Source organism: Sinorhizobium mexicanum (assembly GCF_013488225.1).
In the GTDB taxonomy this organism is placed as follows: domain Bacteria; phylum Pseudomonadota; class Alphaproteobacteria; order Rhizobiales; family Rhizobiaceae; genus Sinorhizobium; species Sinorhizobium mexicanum.
Window position 1 is genome coordinate 79,550 of the sequence record NZ_CP041239.1, and the last position, 23,267, is coordinate 102,816.

The following is a 23,267-nucleotide window of genomic DNA, read 5'->3' on the forward strand; positions in this document are numbered from 1 at the left end:
GTCGGCGCTCAAAATACCCTATAGCCCGCGCGACCACCGCAACGGTAGCCGTCCGGCGACTTGTGTTCATTCAGCGTGAGAGACTGGGTTTTTCTCGTGAAAATTTTTTGACAGTACGGACATTGCACCTTGTGGGTTTGTTCAAAGCCACCGAAACCGCTAGATGCATTGGTTCGCCGGGTCCGAACCCGGGTCGAGCTTCCCTCCCGACGAGTTCCTTCGCTGAAGGGTTTACCGAAGTAGGCTTTGCGGGCTTCTTCTCCTGCCTTCGACAGCTCGATTTCGAACTGGGGCTCGAAGGTTTCATCGAGGATGGCAAGCGATTCAACGTCAGTATTGAAAAAGGTCTTTATGCTGGGACCGCGCGTCCGGTCCCAAGCATAGAAGTACTCACGCGCAGGTTTGCCTTGCGCCTTTTTGTACGACAGGGAATACGGCTCGATCACCCGCTCAACGCCATGATAGCCGAGCTTCATAAGTTTCCTTGACGCCCCGGCCTCCATGATGAGGTTACGGTGTTCGGGGCCGTAATAGAGCTGCTCTCCCCAGGCTCCGCCGCCAACCCCACCGAACAACTGCTCGATAGTGTCCTTAAATCCCTCAGTCGCGCATTCGAAGCTGAAGCGCGTCGCTTTCGGACATTTTATGTACCTTTCCCAAACACCGCGGAAAAAGCTCATGGGAATGCCTAGCAGTATGGTTTTTGCTGCCGCTGGACTGCCGCTGAAAATTGTCTTGCCCAGGAACGTGCGAAGAACCAACGCACGGTCCAGTTCGATCGAGCGGTCAATGAACGTGGCGTAGACCAGATCAAAGAGATCGTGGGAATGGCGACGTTGAATAAGGCATTTCAATTTGCTAGCAACCACCTCCTCCAGAGCCATGCAAGTTATGTCGGCAGTACAAGCTCCTGCATCGGAGTACGGATGAATGAGCTTGCGTGTGGTGGCGGGCAAATAAAGTCGGTCTAAGTCTGTCATATCGACTTTGACACTGATGGTCAGATCGTCTTGCTTGCCGAAGAAGTCGGTGAAATACACGCGCCCCTTGTAGGAACGTCGTGTCTTGTCCACCATCGGTCCAGGCTCAAATGTATTCCGGTTTATCAGAAACTCTACGCCACATGCCGCCTGTGCTTCGCGGCAAGCATTATTAATCTCTTTAGCAGTCCGCTCGAGGTCGACGGCATCACTGACGGAAAAATCCAAATCGGCAGAGAACCGCGTGTCGGGATAATACGCCTTGCGTAGGCAGTTGCCGCCTTTGAACACGACGCGCGTTCGAAGAAATTCATTCTCGTATATCGACTTCAGCAGCCAACCGAAGACGTAATCCCGCTCGACATTCGGATGATGAATGTCGAATTCCAATGCTTTGGCTTTTATTTCATCCTGGTCGATCATTGCGCCAACATACTTATTTTCGCGCAACTATGTCGAGGATGATCATCAGTAATCCACCAGCAATGTGCGGCTTTGAAGTTGTACTCTTGAGACTGCTATAAGATGGTCAAGGCTCCCCGGTTGAACACGATTTGAGAGACATCACCGATGACCGTTTCTGAGAGGCGGCTTGGCTAAGCTCATGACCGATGTGGAGCGCAATGCCGCCGTTCACCGACTTAAGCGTGGACGTCAACTTAGGCGCGGACAGAATCGTGCTTCCATGAGCGCTGCACGGCTTGTTGCTGTGATGTTCACCATTTGGGCCAAGAAGATCGCATAATGTATCGAATGGAACCGATCATGCGAGCCCGTGGCTTGCATGAACCCAGCTGCCATGGCCAACCCTGACTGCTTTTATTTTCTGGGCTTGGGCTTCTGGGAAGTCGGTGTTTCCCGTTACCTGATCCCGAAGGCTGTGGGTGAGCCAGTCATGCCGATTTCGGCTCAGCCGTCCGCTATCGGGACAGGCGCTATAGTCTGGTGCTGCAGCACCACACGAAGTGAGGGAGATCTAACCAAATGCGAAGCGACATGAAATTCTGGGAAATCATTGACGCGGGCTTCAATTTACCCGCCGGTAAGCCAGAACGAGCAATAGATCGGACAACTGCAGGGGGTCGCTCGATGTCGCCGCGACCCTGATGCGCCATCGTACAGGCGGGGCACTCGGGTCCAGTTCGGTTTGGGCGCCGCCAAGCTCCGCTTCCCCGACCAGCAGTTCGCCATAGCTCTCCCGGCCGGCCAGCAGGAGTGGGGCTGGGGCCGCAGAACCTGCGCCAATCGATGCCTCGAGTTCATCAGCATCGTCAGCGGGTCGGGCGAACAATGCGGCTCTGACGACCGCTAGCCTCTGGCCCGCATCGCGCGACGGGAAGAAATCAGGCGACAGATCCAGTTCAAGGATGTTGCCGGCCTGCGGATCCGTCGGGTGGAGGAATCGAGACCAGTGGGACGCAAATTGTCGGCGAAGGTCGAGCGCGATGAAGCTGTTGGGAGGCTCCGCGCCAAGATGCTCGCGCAGATTGGAAATAGCGGCCGCCTTCAAAGCGCCTGCATCCTCGCGGGCGGTGTATTTAAGGTGAAGGATGACGTCGCTGATGGTGTCGTAATCGAACTGGCGCAACGAACGCCCCAAGTCCTCGCTGTTGGTGGCGACGTCGTGAAACAATTCGATCGACCATCTGCTGATCGCTCCGGCGCCCTCGAACGGCAAATAGCGTTCATCGCGGAAGCTGAACTCGAACATACCGCTGTCGTTCTGGCCGCTGCTGACCGCAATGGATTTCACGGGGATGTTATTCTCGACGAAGCGTGGATCGTCTGCCGGAATCCCGTCCCCGTCCGTCGCGCGAGCATAGCCGCCGGCTACATCCGACGTGATCCGGATCTCGTTGCGCAGCAGGCGAAGCGTGCAGCCAATCGTCGTGTAGGGGCCTGCCACCGCAGGCAAAGTGAGGCTCACCGAAGCGATCGTCCGGAAATAATGTCCCGGATAATCAAGGTCGAATATGGTTTCAGGCAGCGAGAGCTGGCAGCGGCCGGTCTCGCGAAGCTCGATCAAAGACAGCGGGTCGAGCTGCGCCACCGAGACATGCTTGGTGAGTTCAAACTCGCGCCGGTTCTGTTCAAGGTAAGCGGCCTCAAGCCGCCGCAAGTCAACCTGCAGTTTCTCGCCGGCAAGCAGGCCCTTCTTCAAGCTGTCCCAATAGCCGTAGGAGATGAAATCGCTCTCCATGAGGCCAAGCTCGAACCGGAAGCAGCGTTCGGCGCGTTTTGCGAGGTCGTGGGCAAGCCGGTAGCTTTCGAAATACGTGTTGGCGATCTGGCCAACCTGCCACTGATAGAGCTCTTCGCTCGTAAATTTGCTGCGCATGAACTCATCGATCGCCTGAGCGTCCTCGATTTGCTCAAGCAAATTCTCCTGCTCCCTTGTTGCTATCGCCAGGCGAAGCTCAGCGGCGACGATTTGCCTGTCGAGCTGCTCCAATTCCTTCTCCGCCAGGCTCTCCTGCAGTTTCCACTCCTCCCATCGCCGCTCGTAGCCCGCTTGCGTGCCCGCAAGATTGGCGAATGAGTGGGAAATACCAGCTAGACCGCTCAGCGCGGCCGCCCAATTGGTGCCAGCTTCGGCGATCTTGTTGCCGCCGTAATGCGTAAGGGCGACGGGCGATCCACCGATGCCCGCGCTACCGATCGAGACTTGCGGCATGAGGTGGGCGGCGCCGGCCGATTTATTCAGCAGTGTCGCCGCGATCTCGGATGCTATAGCGGCGGAGTGCGAAATGCGCGACGCTTCCTCCCAGTCGTTGATCTTCTCGACATCGCGGTAGAAGTCGCGGCGTCGCTCCGTCAATTCCTTGGCATGATGCAGGCCCTGTAGTGATTGACCCGCCTCGTCGACCTGCCGGCGCCTGACGGCTTTCAGCGCGTTCAGCGCGCGCAGCTCGTGCCCTTGGCGCAGCAGCGCCAGAGCCTCGCCGTCCTTCTTTTCGAGCGCGGTGAGCAGTGCGGCTCCGAGCGCCTTGACGTCGTTGCAGACCTCGTTCGCCTTCTGAACCGTCACGGCGAACCGGTAGAGGGGGAGTGGAGCGTTAAGATCCGAGAACGCAGCGCCGATGTCGAGCCCCGCCGCGCGCGCTTTCACCAGCAGCGCCGGGTCTATCGGCGGTTCGAAGAGCGCGAGCTGCCGGGCCACGCCGTCGATATTGAGGCAGTTGCGAATCTTGTAGAGCCGGTCGGAGACACGGTCCCAGTAAGCGAGCAGTTTCTCGTTATGGGGGATGCAGAAATAGAGGCTCGGAAGCGGCGGGCCGGCCTGACCGGTGTTGCCGCCACCATTCGGCGGCGGGACAAGATTTTCGACTTCGACCAGCGCGTTCGCCATGGCATCGAGCTGGTGCTCCAGCTCGTTGAAGCTTTGGTCGGCCGGCTTCGTCTGAGCCGGAATCGTCTTCGGCCGTGGCCCGAGGAGTTCGGCCGCCAATATATAGAGCTGGGTCGCCTCATTGATGCTTTCCATACTGTCCTGCCGGAACAAATGGTCTCCCCAGGAAAGCAGATTATCCAGATATTTCATCACCACCGTCTTCTGATAAGCGACGGTGCGATAGGCGGCGATCCGGTGCGGCTCGTAGGGATGCGCGCGCCAGTCCAGCACTTGCGCGAGCAATTTGTCCCGCGCCTGCACGGAGAAACCGGGGACACTGGGATCTCCGGCCAGCATGTGCAGCAGCGCCTCGATGCGCTGCTGCACATATGTCGGATCGGTGGTCTCGAAAAACGGCTTGGTGATCCAGTAGCGGGCCACCGGCGAGCCGCCATTGCTGGGACCCTCCGGGCCGATTGGATTGAAGATAAAATGGTACCAGTCGCGCGCTTCCGCGAAGCGCTGGTTTCGACTGAGCGCGTTGGCGATCAGCAGCGGGGCATGGAAGAACAGTTCCCAATTATAGGATGAATAAGCGCCAGAGGGAGCAAAATCGACGATTTCCTTCGGGTATCCGGGCGTGACCTCCCATGGCGGCAATGCCGGATCCTCGATGGAGGGATCGATGACCGCGCCACTTGGCCAGTAAACGTGCCGGAAGCTGAAGCCGCTGTTTTTGAACTGTGTCTCCCTGCTCATCAGCGCCTGCACGCCCCGGCGAGGGTCGCGGAGCATCCTGGCGAAGTCGCAGGCGAAGGGATGATAGAAATTGAGGAAGTGGAACCGGAGCGACTGGAGGAGCTGCAGCGAGGCGCTGCCGATCTGTAGATGGGCAAAGCGCATCAGTGCACGAGTGAGGCGATTGCGAAATTCCTCATCGGTGAAGGGAGGCGCCGTATCGCCAGGAGATCGTGAATGCAGCGCGGTTTCGAGCACGCTGCGCTGTGCCGGCGACAGCGTGGCGAGATCGAAAGCGTCAACCCAGCTTCTGATCTGGGTTTCGAACGAGGCTTCCCAGTTTCGCAGTCCGCGCTTGAGATCGGGGTAGTAAAGCAGGCCAGCACTGCTTCCCGGCTCGCGATCAATGGGCGTCCGCCTCAGCGCCGGGAGCACCAGGAAGGTACGGCCTTTGTCGGCATAGAAAAAAGGCAGCCAGGCGCCCACTCCCAGCGGGAATGGCTCGTTCGTCCGTCCGATCGTTTCGGCCAACGCCAACATTCCGCTTTGCAGTAGCCGATCCATGTAAGACAGGTGCCACGCAGAGGTCACTCGGAAGAAAGCCGGTGTCTCCCTCAGCAGCTCGGTGTATTTGGCGCTACCGGACGTCCATCCGTTCTCAAGAGTAAGATCGTTTTGCGGCCAGTCGATGCGCGCCAGCAGGTTGACGAAGCTCGCCGCTTCGCCGAGCTCGTGCCAGCGCCCATATTGAGGCGGATAACCTACCGAATAAACCTCGGGGCGCACCATGGGGAAGAATTGGCCGGTAATTGAGGCGGGTTCAGGCGCGCCGGTGCATCCGGCGATGTCGAAGGCGCCGCTAAGCTCGGCCGCGGGAAAACCTTCGCGGGTGACGCTCTCGCCGTCGACCCGTATATAGAACCGTCCATCTATTCCGCTGCGATCTAGGGCGAAGAAGCGGTAGTACTTGTACGCAATATCCTGCTGGTGGGTATGCTGGGACTCGAGTTCGCGCTTTGAAAGGCGTGGCGGCGACCATCGATCGCGCCGATAATCGCTGACCGCCAAGCGCATCTTCAAACGCTTTGATGATTTCGGCACCGATGCGCTGGTCGCCCCTGATGTCGGCAGGGGGGCATTGCTGTTGCCGGTTTCGTCATTGGATTCGCTGAACAGAGGCCAGAAAAGGAACGGTCTGCCATTTATGACCAATGGCGTCAGGTAATCGCCCTGGATGTCGAGGTCGACCTTCGACCACGGGCTCCACCGGCGATAATCGAAGGTTCGATAATAGATCTCGTGGGGTTCGGCGCCAGGCGTTCTGCCAAATACATGGACGATCGCCTCGTCGCCGTCATCCTCTTGATGGAGGGCGGCGACCTCGAGTTGTGAGACCTTGTCGAGCTTCTCCAGGTAATTGGCAAAGGCGGTTTCAACGGTCAGGTCGTTGATCTCGCCTTGGAGCAGTTCATCCTCCAGTTCCCTGAAGAAAGGCGACCGGTCCCGCTTCAGCTCTGGTTCGATCCAGTTTTCGGGCCAGAGGAAGACCTTCATATTGGCTTCCCATAGGCGATACTTGCGCATCCATTGCCACCAGCGCCAGGCGCTGTCGCCGTCCGCTCCCTCGGCCACCACGAGCACGTCCGCCTCGAGGCCCATGAAACAGCGCTGCACGAAGAGCTGCACCGAGTTGGTTGCCTGAACGAGGCGGCTCGTCAAAAGGCACGCGCCCATCTCCACGTCGAGCAGGAAATAGGCATAAAGATCATTCTTGCCCTGCCATTTGCCGCCGGGCGCGTCCGGCGGCGCGGGGCGGGTCAGAAGATACGCCGAGAGCGCATCGCGCTTCGCCTCGCGCACCGCATCCTGAATTTCCACGCTCAACACCGACCAGGCGGCTTCGCCGAACTTGCCGCGCAACAGGTTCCTGGCCGTCTGGACGTGTGCCGGGCCCAGGGCGGGCGAGGCGAGCGCCGACACATGCACCGGCTCAGCATTGAGCCTTCCCGCCAGAGCGAAGGCGCGCGCCAGGTGCTCCCAGGTCACCGCACTGAGGTAGTCGTCCTGGAGCAGCGGATCGACCGCTTCCAACATTGCTTCGACTTGGGCCTGGGACCAATCGGGGTTTGCGGCGGCTATCGCCGCAGCCAGGTCCGGCAGTGTGGCCAGGGCTCCGTCTCGACGATTGATCAGAATTTCAAGAAAGGAGCGCTCACCGGCCATATGCCGCATCTGGAACCGGAGCAGCCGGTCGAGACGGACGATGTCCGCAATATCGAGCGCAGCATCGCTCTCGCGAAGCGGCAGCGCAGCGAAGTCGGGGAGTCTCGCGTCGGCCCTCAGATCGTTTGTTCTGTCGATGTCGGCGAGGCTAAGCTTCCATTTCCCCCAAAGCCTTGCGACGCGCTGCGCCCAATGAAGTGCTTCGAAGGTCGCCGGACGGGCGGCCGGGGTCATCGCCGCAACCGCCTCGGCGAACGCGCCCGTAAAATGTGCAAGAAGAGTTTCGGGAAGGATGGCGTAATCGGTGAGCAGCCGTCGGGTCAGAGCCTCGTTGAGGCCGAGTAAGGTGCCGGTTCGCTGCAAAACAAGCTGCTCGGACGATATCTTCGAGAGATAGGCAAGACCGCGCCGTGCTGCTTCAGCCAGATTTCGGCCGAGATTGTCGGCCGCAGGATCGCCGGCACTGCGCAACGGCAGCGCAAGATCCACATCGCTTCGAAGCCAGATATTCTCCGCGGCGATGCCGGGGCCGCGCGGCTGGTCGAAGAGCGCGGCGATCGCCGTGTGAAAGGCAGGATCGGACGAAAGTGATTCCAGGGCGGCGCGTTCCGCGTGCGACATGATCCCATTGAAGGATAGCATTGCCGCCTCGGCATCATAGGTGATCTTCTCACGAAGCTCCCGGTCGGGGAGGTTCTTGAAGAGCACTCCTGCCGGAAGGCTCGCGAGCGGCGCCGAGAAGAACGGTTCGAAGAAGCGCAACGCCAGCTGCGGCCCGCGGTGAAATTCCTCGATCGCTTGCTGATATATGGCGTTGCCGGCCGCCTGCGGAATGGTCAGGAGCTGCGCTTTCTGAGCGTCGTCGATGAGGCCCGTCAGATGCAGCTGCTGCGCTTGCGCGTCATAGCGGATCCGGATGTCGTCGGTGGTCTGGGCCGGGAAGGCGAAGCCGGCGGGAAGCCCGCTGACGGGCTGAGTTTGCCGGACTTCGTCCCGTAGCACGTCGACGAAGAAACGGGCCTCCGTCTCACTGCGCCGCAATTTCTGGAGCTGAGAGATGAGGAAGGTCTCGAGCTTGGCGGGTTCGTTGGGTGGATCGAGGAGTTCATGGCGCTGCGGGCTATGCTCTGCTCGCACGGCTGCGAGTTCGTTCCACAGGGTTTGAAGGAATCGGGCCGCCTGGGGTTGTGGCATGGCGGCAGGCGACGCCGCGTCGGCCAGAAGCAGCCATGTTAGTTCTTCGGGCCTGAGGCCAGTCGCGAGAAGCTCATCGACGCGCTCGGCATAATCGAATGCGGACTTGGCATCGACAAAGGAAGTGACGTCCTGCTGCAGTAGCCTTAACACGGACTGCCATGCTCCCTGACTTAATTTCATGCGCTTTGCGAGGAATGCATGGCGCCAGAGGAAGGACAGATTGGCGAGCGTCAGCTTGCCGTCCGTCAACGGATCACCGGTCGTTCCGGCAAGCTCGAGCAAGGCGTTGAGGTCCGCCGCCTTGATGCCGAGCGCGGCAAGCACGCTATCGGCATGGGCCTTGATTCCCTCATTCGTTGCCGAGGTGACTTCGGCAAGCGTGAAGGCCGGGTCGAGGGGCTGCATCTTGCCCGGATTGAGGAACACCTGCTGGTAGAGTCCCTCGGCCCTTTTCTGGTGCGGGCCGGCGAAGCGCTGGGAGGTGTTGAGATCGCTAAAGAGCGCACACAATTCCTCGATCGTCGGTTCGCCCAGGCGCGTCTTCAGGCGCATCAGGTAGAAGAGGTTGATCAGGCTGGGCTCATCGAGTGTGTTGTTCCCGATGCCGGGATTGCGCAGCGCAAGATCCAGCTCCCACATCGCCCAGTCGCGTTTGCGCCAGAGTCGCAGGAAGCGCAGGATGCGGTCGAGCTTGCCTGCGTCGAGCCCCTCGATCCGCATCTTTGTCGTGTCGCAAGAACCATCCTCTTGAACGACCGCGATATCGCCCGCCGGATCGATGAACGGCAGGTCGAAAAGCTGCAGCATCTGCTCGTATTCAAGGCCGGACTTGGCAAGGAACGTATCCACGATCGCGATGCGGGCCTTCCAGTCGGCTGCATTTGCCTCGCCCCACGCCTCTTGCTGACTGGCATCGGTCGGCTCGGCCAATGTTATCAGGCTCTCTTCATTGGGAATGGTACTGCTGCAGCTGATCCGGAAATAAGCGGCGGCAATATCGCCCTCGGAAGCGCCGGCTCCCCGCGCAAAGACGCTCATCAGCTCCCAGCGGTCGACCTTCGCCCTGGACAGGGCAGCGTCGACCTCCTGCGCATCGAGGTCGAATGGCAGGTGGAGGGGGAAGCGGGCCTCCTTCAACTTGAGATAGGCTTTGTGGTTGACGAAGGCGGGATAGGCGCGAAGCGCCGCGCTAGAAGATTTGGTATTTGGCAATATCTGAGCAAAGAAATTGACCGAGGACGTCTTTCTCTTGAGCAGGTAGGTGGCGTCCTCGCCGTGCACGACCCAGCGATCCGCATCGGCAGGATCAACTTGCGAGAGCGAGAAGTCGCCACCAACGCCGATCGATGCAACCATCAGGGCCTGTGTCGTTGCGGCCTTCGCCGCCGCGGGATCGGCCGGCATGGCGACCAGGCCCGCGAGCTCCACGTCATTCTCGTCGCCAGCGATCGCCGCCTCGAGCACCTCGCAGACGATGTCGACATAGGGCAGCGGAGTAAGAGCGTTCGCGCAATTGAGTTCGATATAACCCAGATCGGGTCGGCGGCCGAAAAGGACGCTGCTGACACTTGCGTTCGGATCGGCGCCCGCCCGCGTGCGCCGTGCACGAAGGAACATCAGCAGATCCGCAAGATAGGCCCCGGGGCTCAGCGTCGAGCGGCAATGCTCGCAATGGCAAAGGTCGCCTGACTGGAACAGATTTTTCCAATTGGGGAAGCGAGCGAGCGCGTCGCCGCTGTTAGGCAGCGCTGCCGGCAGGCCTTCCGGATCCAACGCTTTGAGATCGCTGACGATTGTTAGCGTTGCTGCCACCGCGTCGGCGGCGCGCGCCCAGGCTGTGCGGGCATCGGAGGACGACATGCCGGCCGTTGTGGAATAGCGGCGGATGAACTCGCTCTCGCCAAGACGGTATGCCCCTTGCGCCGAACGAATGCCGTCGCCCAGCAGCGCCTGCGTGGTTTCGAACCGCGGCGCAAACTTGAACAGCCGCTGTACGGCCTTGAGCTCGGCGCGCAGGTCGGGGTCGTGCGCGGCGTCGCCGAGACCGCTGCCGCCACGGCCATCGAGGAAGGAGTCGATCGGCGTGCGATGAAGGTCGAATTCCGGGTGGCGATCGATGATGTGCGAGACCGTGCGGGCATGACGAAGGGCTTTGGCTTCACCGTTCTTAAGCGCCTTCGCCAGGGCGCCCCCGAAGGCCGCTGTCGGAAAGGCTTCCCTGAATTGCCGCTCGAGGGTCTTTGCATACAGAGCCTCCGGCGGCGGCCCCGGCTGCTCGCTGCTACCGATCGGGAGCTTTATGTCATTGGGGTGGCGCGCCAGAAGCCTTGTCCATTCGGCCTCGTCGAGGCGAGCGAGCCGGGGGATTTGCTCGGGCCGCTTGAGCTCGAAGCCTTGCTTGAGTATCCGCACCACCGAAAAATCGCCCTGGGTGAGCTCGGCGAGGCGGAAGGAGGTGCGAAGGTCATCGATTTCGGATTTCTTGAATGATTTTCCTAGCGCCTTCAGCATTGTCGGGTTGAGCGTGCCATGCTCGATGAGCAACTGCGCGAACCGGCGCTGTTTTTCGGGTGCCTTGATGCCTGCGTGCTCAAGGGCAGCTTTTGTAAAGCTTGGGCTCTTGTCGGAGCCAAGCGAAACACGCGCCGTCAGGTCGAGAAAGGCCGAGACCGAGCGATCGCTTTGCTCCCCCAGCCGGGCCGGGATCTCGTCGAGTCTGAAGGCACGCATCAAAGCCTTGCGGACGGCCGGAGCATCGAGCGTTGGCAGAACGTGACGGAAGGCTTGTTCATTCTGCGTGAGGCTCTGGCCTTCGTCATAGTTGAAGGCAGAGCCGCCCAGAAGCGCAAACCAGAACTCTTTTTCAAGGGCCTTTTTGCTTCGTGCGGGCAATGGGCGCGAGCCCGCGGGAGGGCGCTCCTCGCTAGTCGCGATCGCGGCCCATCGCGCAAGGCGATGCGCGAGCCCGTAACGCGCGAGGTCGGCCATGGCGAAACCGGTTTCGCCGGCAAGAAATTCCAAATCCTGATGGTCTGCATCCTGCTCGAGCGCCTCAGGGGCCAATCGGCCGAGCAACGGCGTAACCGCTGTTTCGATGCGCTCGATGAGGCTGCTCGGCGGGCGCGGGACCACCACGTCTATCACCGAGGCCCGGCCGGCGTTGAACACAGTTTGTGATGCAGACAGGATCGCCCCGTTGACGGACACCTTCACGAACAAATTCGGTCCGGCCCACTCGCGCTTGTTGGAGCTTCTCCTGGTGAATTCGATCCGATAGGCGCCCTCGCGGTCGGTGTAGGCCTCGCCGACCTTTTGCGCGCGGCGCATGTCACGATCGAAGGCTGTTACGGTGACACCTGGCGCCGGAGCCTGGTTGGCGAAGCGAACGGTTCCTGAAATGGAGAAACTCGGCGGGGAGTCCGACCCGCTTCCACTCACGGCTGCGCACATACCGGCTCTCCCACCGTCTATGATTGCGTTCCAATTACTTAACCGATGTGCCGCATTGCGTCCATTCAACTTCTCGGTTCAGGAGCGGCTCCTGCAAAAGACCAAGGAGCGGCTTTCCGTAACTATTGCCCGCCGTCTTACGATCGTCAGTAAGGGGAAGGCTGGTTGAACGGAACCGATTTGCCTCCGGGCGCGACCGAGCCCCATTGATGCATCCTGTCCATTGCGTTGTTCATCTCCTCGATGCCGGTGGCGCGGTTGACCATGATCCCGATCTCCCTCATCGGCAGGTTCTCCTCCAAATATTGCGCTGCCACGGGCGCCAGAGTGTCAACCGCATCGCCGGCGGTTATGACGAAGACCGCCACTTCGACCGCATCTCCGACCACCGGGATAAGTCCGACCGCGTCGACGGCGGCCTCGAAATAGCGGCCTTCCCTGAGATTGTCGCCGCACGAAGCGAGCCCAACCGCAATGCCGGCGAACGGTATCATCTTTCCGCCGGTTTCGAGCCCCTCTATCGCTAGGGATTTCGCGGTCCTGGCGATAGCTTGCTTGCGTTGCTGCCACAACCGGCGGCTGGTTTCCGCGTGGGCCTCCATCAGGCTCTTCTTGGTGCTCGTCACCACGGTCACTCGCTCGCGCATGGCTCGCTCGGTCGGGTCGGTGGCTTCCTTCACCCACTCTGCTCGCACGGAAGCAGCTTCGGCCTTCCACGTCGCCAGTGCCTTGACGGACGATGCGCCCTTGTCGCTGTCATAGGCCACGCGCCACAGCTTTCCAGGCGTCGTCTTGTCGATTTTTCCCGCTTTTTCCAGCTCCAGAAGCTGATTCTTGGTCTGCTCGAGGCCGGCCTTTATGTCTGCGCGTCTGTCGGCAAGATTTAAGTTGGATTCGGATTTCACGTGGCGTGCCTTGAGCTCGACGACACTCTGCGAAGGTTTGTGCCCGGCGCGTTTCCTCTTGTCGGAGATCGGCTGCTCCCTGACTTCGTCGGGAATGACCGCCGAACTCGATTTTTTGTTCTTTATCTTCTTTTGCCGGGTCACCTTGACCGGCTCGCTTCTGCTGCCGCCGATGTCGACCTGCGCACGTCGATTGTTCACTGTATTCTGGTGCTTCTCGACCGCCTTTTCATGCTTTTTTCCGAGGGTTTCCGGTTCAGGACCATGGCCCGAGGGATCGATCGACCCAATCGGCGAGGCCAGCACATACGCATAAAGATTGGGGCCATCGTCGAGCGGTTCGGGATCGCAACTCACCCAGCGGCCGAGCCATGGCGCATAGTAGCGCGCGCCGTGGTGGCTGAGACCGCTCTCCTCGTCCCGCTCCATCCCGGTGTAGCGATAGCGCTTTGGCGTTTGAGTTGCGTGCGACTGAAACGAGGTGGCCCCGTAGGGGTAATATTCCTCATAGGAGAGAACCCTCCCCGCCGGGTCGAGCTCAAGACTGGCGGAGCCGAGATGATTTGAGAATTGGTAGCGGACGAGCTGCCTCGGCGCAGCGTCTTGCCCCACCGTGCGCGTCTCAACCAGTGCGAGGCGCTGGGTACCGTCCATGACGTGCAGTGTCTCGCGTTCCAGCACCACATCGCCGGCAGGGTTGCGTTTGCGGTGTATTTCGAATCCGCCGAGATAAGTTCGCTCCTCGATGAGGCTGCCGCCATTCTTTTCGACGACCTTGCGCACCCGCCCGCCGCCGGCGTCATAGACATAGTGAACCGTCCCGCCGCCCTTAAGGTCGGCTTTCCTGAAGCGGTCGCCGAAGTCCCATTCCATTCCCGGCAGTTGGGTCATTCGACGCGTGTTCCCGTGCGCGTCATAGCTGTAGGATTCGGCGGGATCTGTGCCGACGCGGGTGCTGCTTAGACGGTTGTTGAACTTGAGCGGCTCGAGGGGGCTCGCCTCCTCATAGGCGTAACGGCGGGTCCAACTACCGTTGCCACCTGTCGCGTGGACGAATTCCAGGAAGTTCCCGGCCGCGTCATATTCATATCTTTCGACGTAACGGCGCATCGCCTGGCCGTCGTGTGGATGGGCGAGGCCAACACGCCCGCTGTCCTTCCAGTCGGTTGCGCGCGAACCGCCGGCGCCGACATGCTCGCGGCCCGCAGCCGTGATCAGGCGGTATAGGGAATCGTAGGTATAATCGGCGTCGGGCGTGGCGACCTGGTTATGGAAGTAGACGTCCTGCTGGGCGTTGTCGCGCACGTGAGTGATATTTCCGACCGGATCGTAGGAATAGAATACGTCTTGAAGGTGGACACCGCCCCGCGTCGTAACAACGCGAGAGAGGCGTGAGGTGAGGCGATCGAACTCCGATCGCGTGCTGGCGCCATTCGCATAGTCGATCCGGAGACGCCGGCGCTTCGCATCATATTCCATCGCGGCCACAAAAGGCGTGACGGAAGCGGCGCCATTGAGCCGCACTTCGACCGTTTCGAGCAGGCCGGCGTGATTGAAGGAATAACGGGAAATGCTGCCGTCAGGTGCGGTGGAAGCGACCACTCGGTTGAGCGCGTCATAGGCCGTCGCGACCGGAAATGCCTTGGCATCGATCAGTGGATTGGTTGTCCAGTCGAGCAGGGACGAATGATCCCGCGCCAACTGCCTTTCGCCTGCGACCAGATTTCCCTTGTAATCGTAGACCCTGGTGGTCGCGACGCCAGCTTGGTCGAATGCCTTGAATGGCTTGCCGCGCAGATTGGACGCTTCCGGATCGACCTGTGTCTCGCCATACAGGGTGCGCCCGATCGTCTTCTCGGCGGGATCGCTGCCCTCCAGCAGGCGCGTTTCCAGCGATCGCCCCAATTCGTCATAGACCGCACGAAAGCGATGGCCGCGGCTGTCCCAAGCAAAGAGGGGTCGCCCGCCGGCATCGCCGAGCATCCAGCGCTCGCCCCCTTCCATGCTGGCCTGATGTATGCGTTGGCCCACCATGTCGTAATCATAGTGCATCACCAAGCGGTCGAGCGCGTCAACCACGTCTATCTGATTGCCTTCGATGTCGACGAATATCCGAGTCGCATGCTTCTCTTCGATGAGACTGCCCGCGCGCTCGAACCGGTTGTGCGCAATAGTGAGGAACGGCCGGCCCAGGGCATCTGCATGCGTTTGGGCCGGGGTATCGGCGTGAAGCTCACTCTTGCGAGCGGCGTCAGCCTCGGCCGCCCTCGCGGCGGTGTCGGGATAAAGTTCCGCAAGAGCCGCGGCATGGCCGGGCTGCGTCCGCAAATCATGCCAGCTCGGCAGGAAGGCGGTTTCGGGAATGCGACGGAAATAGGCGCCGACATCCTCATCGGCCCCAGGATCGGCGATGAGAACGGTGTCATTTGCGTCCCAGCTGTCCTGGCGCCAGCCGCTGAAGACCACTTTCTCCCAACCATGGTTGGGGTGAAGCGTCGCGACGTTGCGTCCGGCCGGATCGTAGAAGGCGATCGGGCTGACGCCAGCCCGCACATCGAACTCAAACTCATGAAGGTCGGAAAAGAAAGGCTCGTATTGGCGGACCGGATCACCCTTGTTGTTGAACACGGTCCAGCCCGAGCCGATCCATCGCGGAGAAATAGCGGCCACCGACATCTGCGGCAGCCCGTCTGGACCGAGAATGATTGCTCCGTCGGAACCGCGAAGCGGAATCGGCCCCGGTTCCGCCTGAACTTTCTTCTGGATTTCCTGGCCGAAGCCGTCGGAATAGGTAAGGCTGACCTGTAGCCTCGACGGGTCCCCGGCGGTCTCATCGCTAAGATGCGTTTCCCTGACGATCGTGGCAGCGAAGGGCGGGCGCTTTCGGGCCGCGTCGGGATCTCGGGCAAAGGTACCCAGGTCATAGACTATGCGCGAACTGGCCATGTTAAGCAGTTCCGCCGCCATTGGCCCGCGCGGGGCGGCGGCGAAGTCGTCGATCTCGCGTTGTGTCAGGTCCGCGCGAAAGTCGGGGGTGATGAGATCGCCGAGTGCCTCTGCATCCTCCGGCTTTCCCATGACCGCAGTGCCGGCAATCATGCCGAGTGCGTCGAAAACGACCGCCGCCCGGTTCCGATTGGGGTCCATGACCAGGGCGGGCTGAAGCGCCCGATAATCATGGCCGGCTTTGGCGGGCAGGGCGTCACCATTGGGTAGGATCAGCGAGCGTTCCCCCACTGTCGTGCAGTTGCCCAGCGCGTCGCGCGTCTCTTTCAAGAGTAGCGTGTGCGCGTCATAGGCGGCGAAGCCGTCGATGCCGAAAGCATCGCGGAAACGATGGGGCAGGAAGAAATGGTCATGGGCGAACTGAAGCTCGTCGGCGGGCGCATGAGCGGGGTCGGGTGAATAGAACACGCGCCCCGCAGGCATCCACCATCCCGGCTCGCCTTCGAGCTGGATGTAATGGGCGCCATCGCGAAGCATGTCGTCGTCGACCCGGCTGCCGAAGCGCCCGGCGACCAGGCCGGGGGTCAAAGCGAGCGCATAGCTTTCGAATGGGAGGCCGCGTGATTCCTGCTTGCCGAGCGGGAGGCGCACCGAAAGATTGTCACTCCGAAAATAGCTGCAGGTGCGTTCTATCAACCTTTTCGACGCCGATCCGGGAGGCGGCCCCTCCTCATAGTCGAGCTTCGTCGCCGCCATCGCTGCGCTCGCGAGCGCCTCGAGTGAGAAAGGCGATGCTTGGGGCAGGGCAAGGCCCGCCAGCTCGTAGAGCCGCTCCTCGCAGACCTGCGGTATGCGGTAGGAATCCTCCTCGTCGATGGGGTTGGTCACATCGCTTTCGGAATAGGTGACGTGTACCTCCCCTTGACGTTCCCGATCGGGAATCGGAAGGGTCGGGTCGGGTTGGCGCCGGCCATAATCGACGGCAGCTGACTTCAAGACGTTGCCGAAGGTATCCACTTCGAGTGTCAGGGCGTGCGAGACACGCGGGTCGGACGGCTCGCGCTCATAGTTGAAAGTCAGGGTCTCGCGCGGGTGAACGAAGAATATGGCATGGCGGTTCGACTCCCGCCTCTGCACAGCGCGGACACTGAAATTCTGCTCGATAACCGCATAAGGATGCGGCTCTTTGGGCGAGCCGTCGAGCGCATAGGTCTCCTGGCGCAGCATCGAACCTTTCAGCGCACGGCAAGCCTCGCGCTCCTCCTCGACTGTGAGGCCGGCCGGCAGCAAAGTGTCGTCGAGGAGCAAGGCGCGGGCCCCGTTATCGTCAAGGCCCGGCTCACGATAATATTCTCCCTTGTTGGAGGGGTCGAGCAGGCTCCCGAAGATATCAGAGACGTGCGCACCGCCGAGATAAACGCCGGTGTGGAACCAGGTCTTGGTGTAGACAGGCGGGACGTGGGAGGTGGCCTCGACATTCGCCGCGTCGGGAGCGTGTCCCGACAATGCGGCGAATTCTTCCGTGTCCCATTGTTCGACCGTCCCGAATCCGCGAAACTCGCGTTCGCTGCCGTCGAAATAACCATGATGATAGGCGTAGCGGGAAACGAACAGGTTGCCACTGATCCTGTCGCTCGTCTCGACCTTCTCCACCACATGCACCGGGAAGGGGAGGCGCATCAGCCACGGCGTTCCGCGTGCCCGATCCTCCAGATAGAACCGGGTGGAGGGCGCGTAGTGGATGCGCATCTCGACGCCGAGATTGTTTGCGACCTTGATCAGCAGGTGCGGCTTCGCGCCTCCCATCAGGTCCACGTAACGCAACGGGCGCCCTTGGTCCTTTGGCAGCGGCGATGAGTGTACCAGGCAGGCGGTGCCGTTGCCGAATAAGTCGACCGTCATCACAGAAGCAGTGGGATCGGAGCCGGGGAAGGAAGCGAGAAGCCGCCCGGCGCTCAGGCGATTACCTGACTGGTTGAAATAGATGCGCGCACCGTCCGCGGCCAGATAAATGATGTCGGTCGTGCCCGATCCGTCGATATCGGCCAGCCGAAGCCGGCGATGGTCGAAGCGATCTGGACGATCAAAGAAGGGCGCGTTGTCCAGCGAAACCTTGGCGCCGAAGCGGCCATGCCCGAGATTGGGCCAATAGCAGACCTCGCCGTTGCGGATGCGGACGAGGTCGGTCAGCCCGTCGCCGCACATGTCGGCGAGGTGGAAGGAGTCTGTGCCATCGGACAAATGGAGGCGAGGGCCCTCCTCCTCATCCTGTGGCTGATGAAGCCGGCGGGCGGGACCGAAGCCGGCTTCGGCGAGAGAGGGATACCAGCTAAGCGTCTGCTCTTCAGCGACAAGGACGTCGACGTGTCCGTCCCCGTTGAGATCGACAAAGCGTACGTTCGAGCCTTGCCAGTCGAGCTCCGGAAGTTGGCGAAACGAGCGGAAAGCGCTCCAGTCATTCTCTCCGGATCGTTCGTAGAAGCCCGCTGCCGTTTCAGAAAAGTCCGTCAGGTCGAGCTGCCCGTCGCCGGCAAGATCGACGAACTGCTGGCCGCTCTCGGCGAGCGCAGCTAGCGATGGCTTGGGCCGGACCGGCATGGAGGGGCCAAAAAGCCCGCCTCCGAGATTGCTCTTGTGAAACCAGCCGCCGCCTTGCTCGGAAAGAATGCCCGACAGACCCTCGCCGTCGAGGTCGATCCATTGATAGGTGCTGCCGTCGAGGCCCTCTGGCAGATTGGCGAGATCCTCCCTGTTCAGGGACAGGAGCTCGTCATTGATCGCGGCCTTGCTGTACTCGAACACCAGCGGGGGAAGCGATTTCCTGAGGTAGGTGCCAAAGACAGCGCCGTTCGGTGCAGTGAATTCGGGTTGGCTCTGGCGAACATAGCCCGACTGCGTCACCGATTGCAGGAAGCTCGCAAAGCGCGTGCTGCCCTGATGGGCTAGCTCATCTCCCGGCGCCTCGAGCTGCTGGAGATCGAGATCCGCATAGTCGAAGTCGATCGATCGGACGAGACCCTCATAGCCTTTGTCGTGTGGACTGGTGTCGGCAATGTCGTGGAACATGAGGATGCGCCGGCACCGCCTGTAGGAGCGTAGCTCGAAACCGGAGCGGTACGAGGAGAACGGATCCGGGCGGCTGGCCCAGGATGCTCCCGGGCTCGGCGAGGCGCGCACGAGCCTGTGCTGATCATCCTCGGTCAAGGAGGGATCAAGCGGCAAAACGTCCAAGTGGGCTTCGTCATAATCGAGGACCGTCTCGAACAACCATTCTGCCTGGCTGAGGTCAGGCTGAGCGAACCTCGAGAGGCGATTGCCGTATCGTACCCGCTTCAGATAGCGATTGGCGGTTCGCGCTCGGTTACGCTCGTTCGCCTGCAAAAGGTCAACATTGTCGCTGTTTTCCGCCGCATAGTCGTAGATGATGGCATTGCCTTGATCGTCAAAACTCTCGCAGATTAGCCAACTGAAAATACGCGTGGCATCGGCCGGGTCATGGATCCGCGACCGCTCGTCTTTTCCGTAAAGAGTGGTAATGTTGTTGGGTGTGACCGACCGCCAATGGCAGGTGCCGCTAGTCATGTCGGTCCAGCGTTCGATGCGCGCGAACAGACCCTCGATACGCGGCCGGTAGCGGTGGATGAGGACGCCACCGCGTTCCTCCTCAAAACGGCTCCCGCTCGGGTTGAGCAGAGGCACCAGATCTTCGGCGCCTGAAAGGATGAAGACGTCGGATTCCTCGATGTCGTGATATTCGGGTAAGCCCTTGTCGGTCTTGCGGCTGATCGAAGGAAGCGAGAGCGTCCAGCCAAGCCCGAAGGGACCGTTTCCTGTCCCCGAATCATAGGAAAGCGATAAATGCGGAGCGAAGCCTGATCGCGACGGGCTTGTCGCGATCGGCACGGACAGCGTGCCGGTTCCCGTAACCAGATTGGCGGTGAATTTCTCCCCGATCCCGCGCAAGGCCCCACCGCCCTTGGGAAGCGTGATCGCAGGAGGGGCCGGACCCCGGCCAGAGCGGTCGCGAGCACTGGGAGATGTCGCCGGTGCCATCCCTAGCCTCCCTCAAGACGCTATTTCTTATCTCATATTTGTCGACATACCGCCACGGGAAAGCTGGTGACGCGCATAGGACGGTCACTCGTAGAACGCGTCCCGGACAAACTCCGGATAGGGCGGCCCGGCCGTGTGGTGATTCAGAGGGGCCAGCCCGAAAGCCTCTTTGCCGAAGGAACGGGCAAGGTGTCGCTTGGCAGATAAACGGGTTCTTCCTTCTGTGGTTAACAGAGTGTTAGCGCCGCGAATGCGGGGATGCGAACGCGATTGAAATGGTCACCCGGCCCAGGGTCAAAGTTCTGGGTATCACCCTTCGCGATGAAGAAAACTGGGTTGTTTCTGCCGCTGCAAAACCTGTCGGTATCTGCCCGGATTGCGGAACGCGAAAGACCACATGGGCGATCAAAGACGGCGGGAAGCGGTGGCGCTTGTAACTGACCGTGGGCTGGATCATGACCGCCGGCTAGCAGCCAACAGCTTCATAGCAAGTTAACCTGACATCACCGATCGCTTGCATTAGACTGTGGTCGGGCGCCCTGCGGCTTCAGGTTAGTGAGATCGGACGATCTCGTCGGGCAAGTAGGAAAGGCACCACATTCTGGAAGTCTGATTTCGAATTGGAGACTGGCGAACTTGAAATAGCCGCCCATCGCGGGCTTTCGACGTGAGGCGAATATGTTTGTGGAAGGGTCAGCGGCCGGATTACGGGCGGATGAGTTTGTGCTCTCGAACCTTTCGCCCAGTGTCGCTCAAAGGCGGTTCGCGCTTGGCGTTGTGTTAGTGCTGCTCGTTGTCTTTGTCATCGTGGCAGGCCCGCTCTCTGGCCTGCCACTGAGGCGGGTTGACGCCTTTATACCCGCCTACGGCACTGCGATTTTCGTCATCGACTCTATCACCGCAGCCCTGCTCTTCGCGCAGTTTTCCGTCCTACGCTCGCATGCGCTCCTCGCACTAGCGAATGGCTATTTCCTGACGGCGCTCATCGCGATTCCTTGGACGCTCACATTTCCAGGCGTATTGGCGCCGGAGGGTGGCCTTGGCGGCGGCCTCCAGAGTACGGTTTGGCTCTATGTCCTGTCCCACGCGGGCTTCGCCCTGTTCGCGATCGTCTATACACTGTTGAAGGATGCCGATCCGATGGAGGCGCTGTCGCCACGCTCCATTCGTGCGAGGGTCCTTACGACTGTCGGATCAGTTACTGCGCTCGTCTGTTGCGCAACAGTTTTCGTTACAGCAGGCCATGCGTTCCTCCCGCGCCTCATGCTCGACGCGGCGGTGGTTTCCTATCTCTGGTACTACGTGGTCGGACCGATGGCGGGATTATTCGTCGTCGCGCTTGTCTTGCTATGGCTGCGGCACCGCTCGGTTCTCGATCTCTGGCTGATGTTGGTTTTGTTCGCATACATCATCGAGATCGCCCTCACCGCCTTTCCTATCCCGTACCGCTTTAGTGTCGGCTGGTATGCCGGGCGAGTTTACGGCGTGTTTTCCGGCAGCCTTGTGCTGCTCATCCTGATGAAAGAAGTGACGATGCTATACGGTGAGCTGCTGCGCGCAGTCGTTGGCCAACGCCGCGAGCGCGAGGTGCGTCTGCTGACGGGGGACGCGGTCGCAGCCACGGTGGCGCACGAGATCAAGCAGCCATTGTCGGCGATGACTATGGACGCCAGTGCGAGCCTGCGCTGGCTTGATTGCGCGACGCCCAACATCGATGAGGCCAAAGCCGCATTACAGCAAATCGTGAACAACGGGCACCGTATGGGCGCGGTGATCGATAATATTCGGACGGTCTTCAAGACCGAAGCACGAATCCGGACTTCGCTCGACGTCAACAATCTGATCCGCGAAGCTCTGGCGCTCGTGCGCTACGATCTGCAGACGCATCGGGTAGCGGTTCAAACCGACTACAACCAATCGCTCCCACCGATAGAGGGCAACGAGGTTCAGCTGCAGCAGGTGCTCGTGAATTTGATCACGAACGCGATCGATTCAATGGCCACTGAAGATGGGGACCGGGTACTTTCCTTAAGGTCTAAAGTCTACGACGCCAGCTGTCTGATGGTGTCGGTGGAAGACGTGGGGAAGGGCGTCGAGCCGAGCGCTATCGATCTGATATTCAAACCGCAGTTTACGACCAAGGTGAACGGGATGGGGATGGGGTTGTCGATTTGCCGGTCGATCATCGAGGCCCATGGTGGGCAGTTGTGGGTGACCGCCAATCTGCCCCGAGGTGCCATTTTTCACTTCACGTTGCCCGCCCACCGGCAGCACTAGCGCCCGCAACAACGCACGGGCGGCCCGGAATTTTCTGGAGATACAGCGGCCGGACCCAGGCGAGGTCAGGGAAGCGCTCTCCTGTGTCGCTAGCGACGCCGATCGAGCCGAGAAATCATCGATCGCATCCGAGAGCAAATCAAGAAGGCGCCACTCCGAAAAGAGCGTTTCGATCTTAATGCGGCAATCAATGAAGTGGTGATATTGGTGCGAAGCGTGACCAACCGGAATGGTGTTTCGGTCCAGACCCGGCTATCGGCAGAATTGGTTCCGGTTCTGGGAGATCACGTTCAGCTACAACAAGCTTTGCTGAACCTGATTCTGAATGCGGCTGAGGCAATGGGCTTGGTTGAGGAGGGACCAAGAGAGCTGTTGATCAGCACCGAACAAAACCTGGCAGGCGTCCTCGTGGCGGTGCGCGATTCCGGTCCCGGTATTGATTCGGTGCGTCTCGATCGAGTCTTCGACGCTTTCTACACCACGAAGTCCAGTGGAACAGGCATGGGGCTGTCGATATGCGGCTCAATCATCCATGCTCATGGGGGCAAGCTGTGGGCGGAAGCGAATGAGCCTCGTGACGCTGTATTTCAGTTCACCTTGTCCGGCGCCGACGGCGAACTCACGAGTCCGCTTCAGGTGGGTCACCGGACCTCAGAGCTTCGCAAACGCATTGGGTGAGACGCTCTTCGTCAACTGGCTTGCCCAGGTAGCATACGACCCCGTCGGTCAAGCTGCGAGCCCGGTCAACATCATTGGGGAAAGCGGTCACGAGAATTGTCGGTATCGCGCGGTCCGTGTCGATGAGGCGTCGATGGAGCTCGAGCCCCGTCATGGCAGGCATGTGGATGTCGGCGATCAGACAGGCTGTTTCGGCGAGGCGCGGGGACGCGAGAAATTCGGTTGCAGACGAAAAAATCTCGACAGTATAGCCCAGCGATCTCATGAGCCTACCCATGGACTCACGAACGGACCGGTCATCTTCAACAACCGACACCAGTACCTTGTTCATCATGCACCTATAGCCATTCGCAGGACCCGTCGTGCGGGCAGCCAGTTATGCAACTACAGTGTTGCTCCGCATCGAGTTGTCTGAGAGAATGGCATCCGTGTGCCGCCCGTGTCCCGTAAACTTTAGCTTATGTTGACGATGATTGCGAAGCCAATTCG

At 60.4% G+C, this 23,267-nt stretch carries 6 protein-coding genes; 2 read left to right on the plus strand and 4 right to left on the minus strand.

Going from position 1 to position 23,267, the window contains the following annotated elements; translation table 11 throughout:
- Window positions 1–8 precede the first annotated feature (8 nt).
- The 3 genes from FKV68_RS20525 to FKV68_RS20535 form a co-directional block, all read right to left on the minus strand.
- Window positions 9–1,403 carry a nucleotidyl transferase AbiEii/AbiGii toxin family protein gene (locus FKV68_RS20525; RefSeq protein WP_180941829.1) on the minus strand — a complete coding sequence of 465 codons (1,395 nt, stop codon included), beginning with the start codon at window positions 1,401–1,403 and terminating at the stop codon, window positions 9–11.
- A gap of 604 nt (window positions 1,404–2,007) precedes the next feature.
- On the minus strand, window positions 2,008–11,919 hold the full coding sequence (locus FKV68_RS20530; protein ID WP_180941830.1) for a Tc toxin subunit A-related protein: 9,912 nt from the start codon (window positions 11,917–11,919) through the stop codon (window positions 2,008–2,010).
- 146 nt (window positions 11,920–12,065) lie between these two features.
- Entirely contained in the window at window positions 12,066–19,823 is a 7,758-nt protein-coding gene (locus FKV68_RS20535) for a SpvB/TcaC N-terminal domain-containing protein (protein ID WP_180941831.1), read from the minus strand.
- Between the two features lie 678 nt (window positions 19,824–20,501).
- Between FKV68_RS20535 and FKV68_RS20540 the strand changes: the two genes are divergently transcribed.
- Both FKV68_RS20540 and FKV68_RS20545 read left to right on the plus strand, forming a co-directional pair.
- Window positions 20,502–22,100: an MASE4 domain-containing protein gene (locus tag FKV68_RS20540; protein WP_180941832.1), complete on the plus strand. Its 1,599-nt coding sequence runs from the start codon at window positions 20,502–20,504 to the stop codon at window positions 22,098–22,100.
- A gap of 216 nt (window positions 22,101–22,316) precedes the next feature.
- On the plus strand, window positions 22,317–22,778 hold the full coding sequence (locus tag FKV68_RS20545; RefSeq protein WP_246452659.1) for a sensor histidine kinase: 462 nt from the start codon (window positions 22,317–22,319) through the stop codon (window positions 22,776–22,778).
- On the opposite strand, the gene FKV68_RS20550 is transcribed toward FKV68_RS20545, so the two are convergent.
- Window positions 22,720–23,112, minus strand: coding sequence for a response regulator transcription factor (locus FKV68_RS20550; protein WP_180941833.1), 393 nt, complete (start codon window positions 23,110–23,112; stop codon window positions 22,720–22,722). The genes FKV68_RS20545 and FKV68_RS20550 overlap by 59 nt on opposite strands.
- Window positions 23,113–23,267 lie beyond the last annotated feature (155 nt).

Excerpts from the sequence above, each read along its gene's own strand:
- FKV68_RS20525 (WP_180941829.1), bottom strand. The coding sequence starts at position 1,403 with ATGATCGACCAGGATGAAATAAAAGCCAAAGCATTGGAATTCGACATT.
- FKV68_RS20530 (WP_180941830.1), bottom strand. The coding sequence starts at position 11,919 with ATGTGCGCAGCCGTGAGTGGAAGCGGGTCGGACTCCCCGCCGAGTTTC.
- FKV68_RS20535 (WP_180941831.1), bottom strand. The coding sequence starts at position 19,823 with ATGGCACCGGCGACATCTCCCAGTGCTCGCGACCGCTCTGGCCGGGGT.
- FKV68_RS20540 (WP_180941832.1), top strand. The coding sequence starts at position 20,502 with ATGTTTGTGGAAGGGTCAGCGGCCGGATTACGGGCGGATGAGTTTGTG.
- FKV68_RS20550 (WP_180941833.1), bottom strand. The coding sequence starts at position 23,112 with ATGATGAACAAGGTACTGGTGTCGGTTGTTGAAGATGACCGGTCCGTT.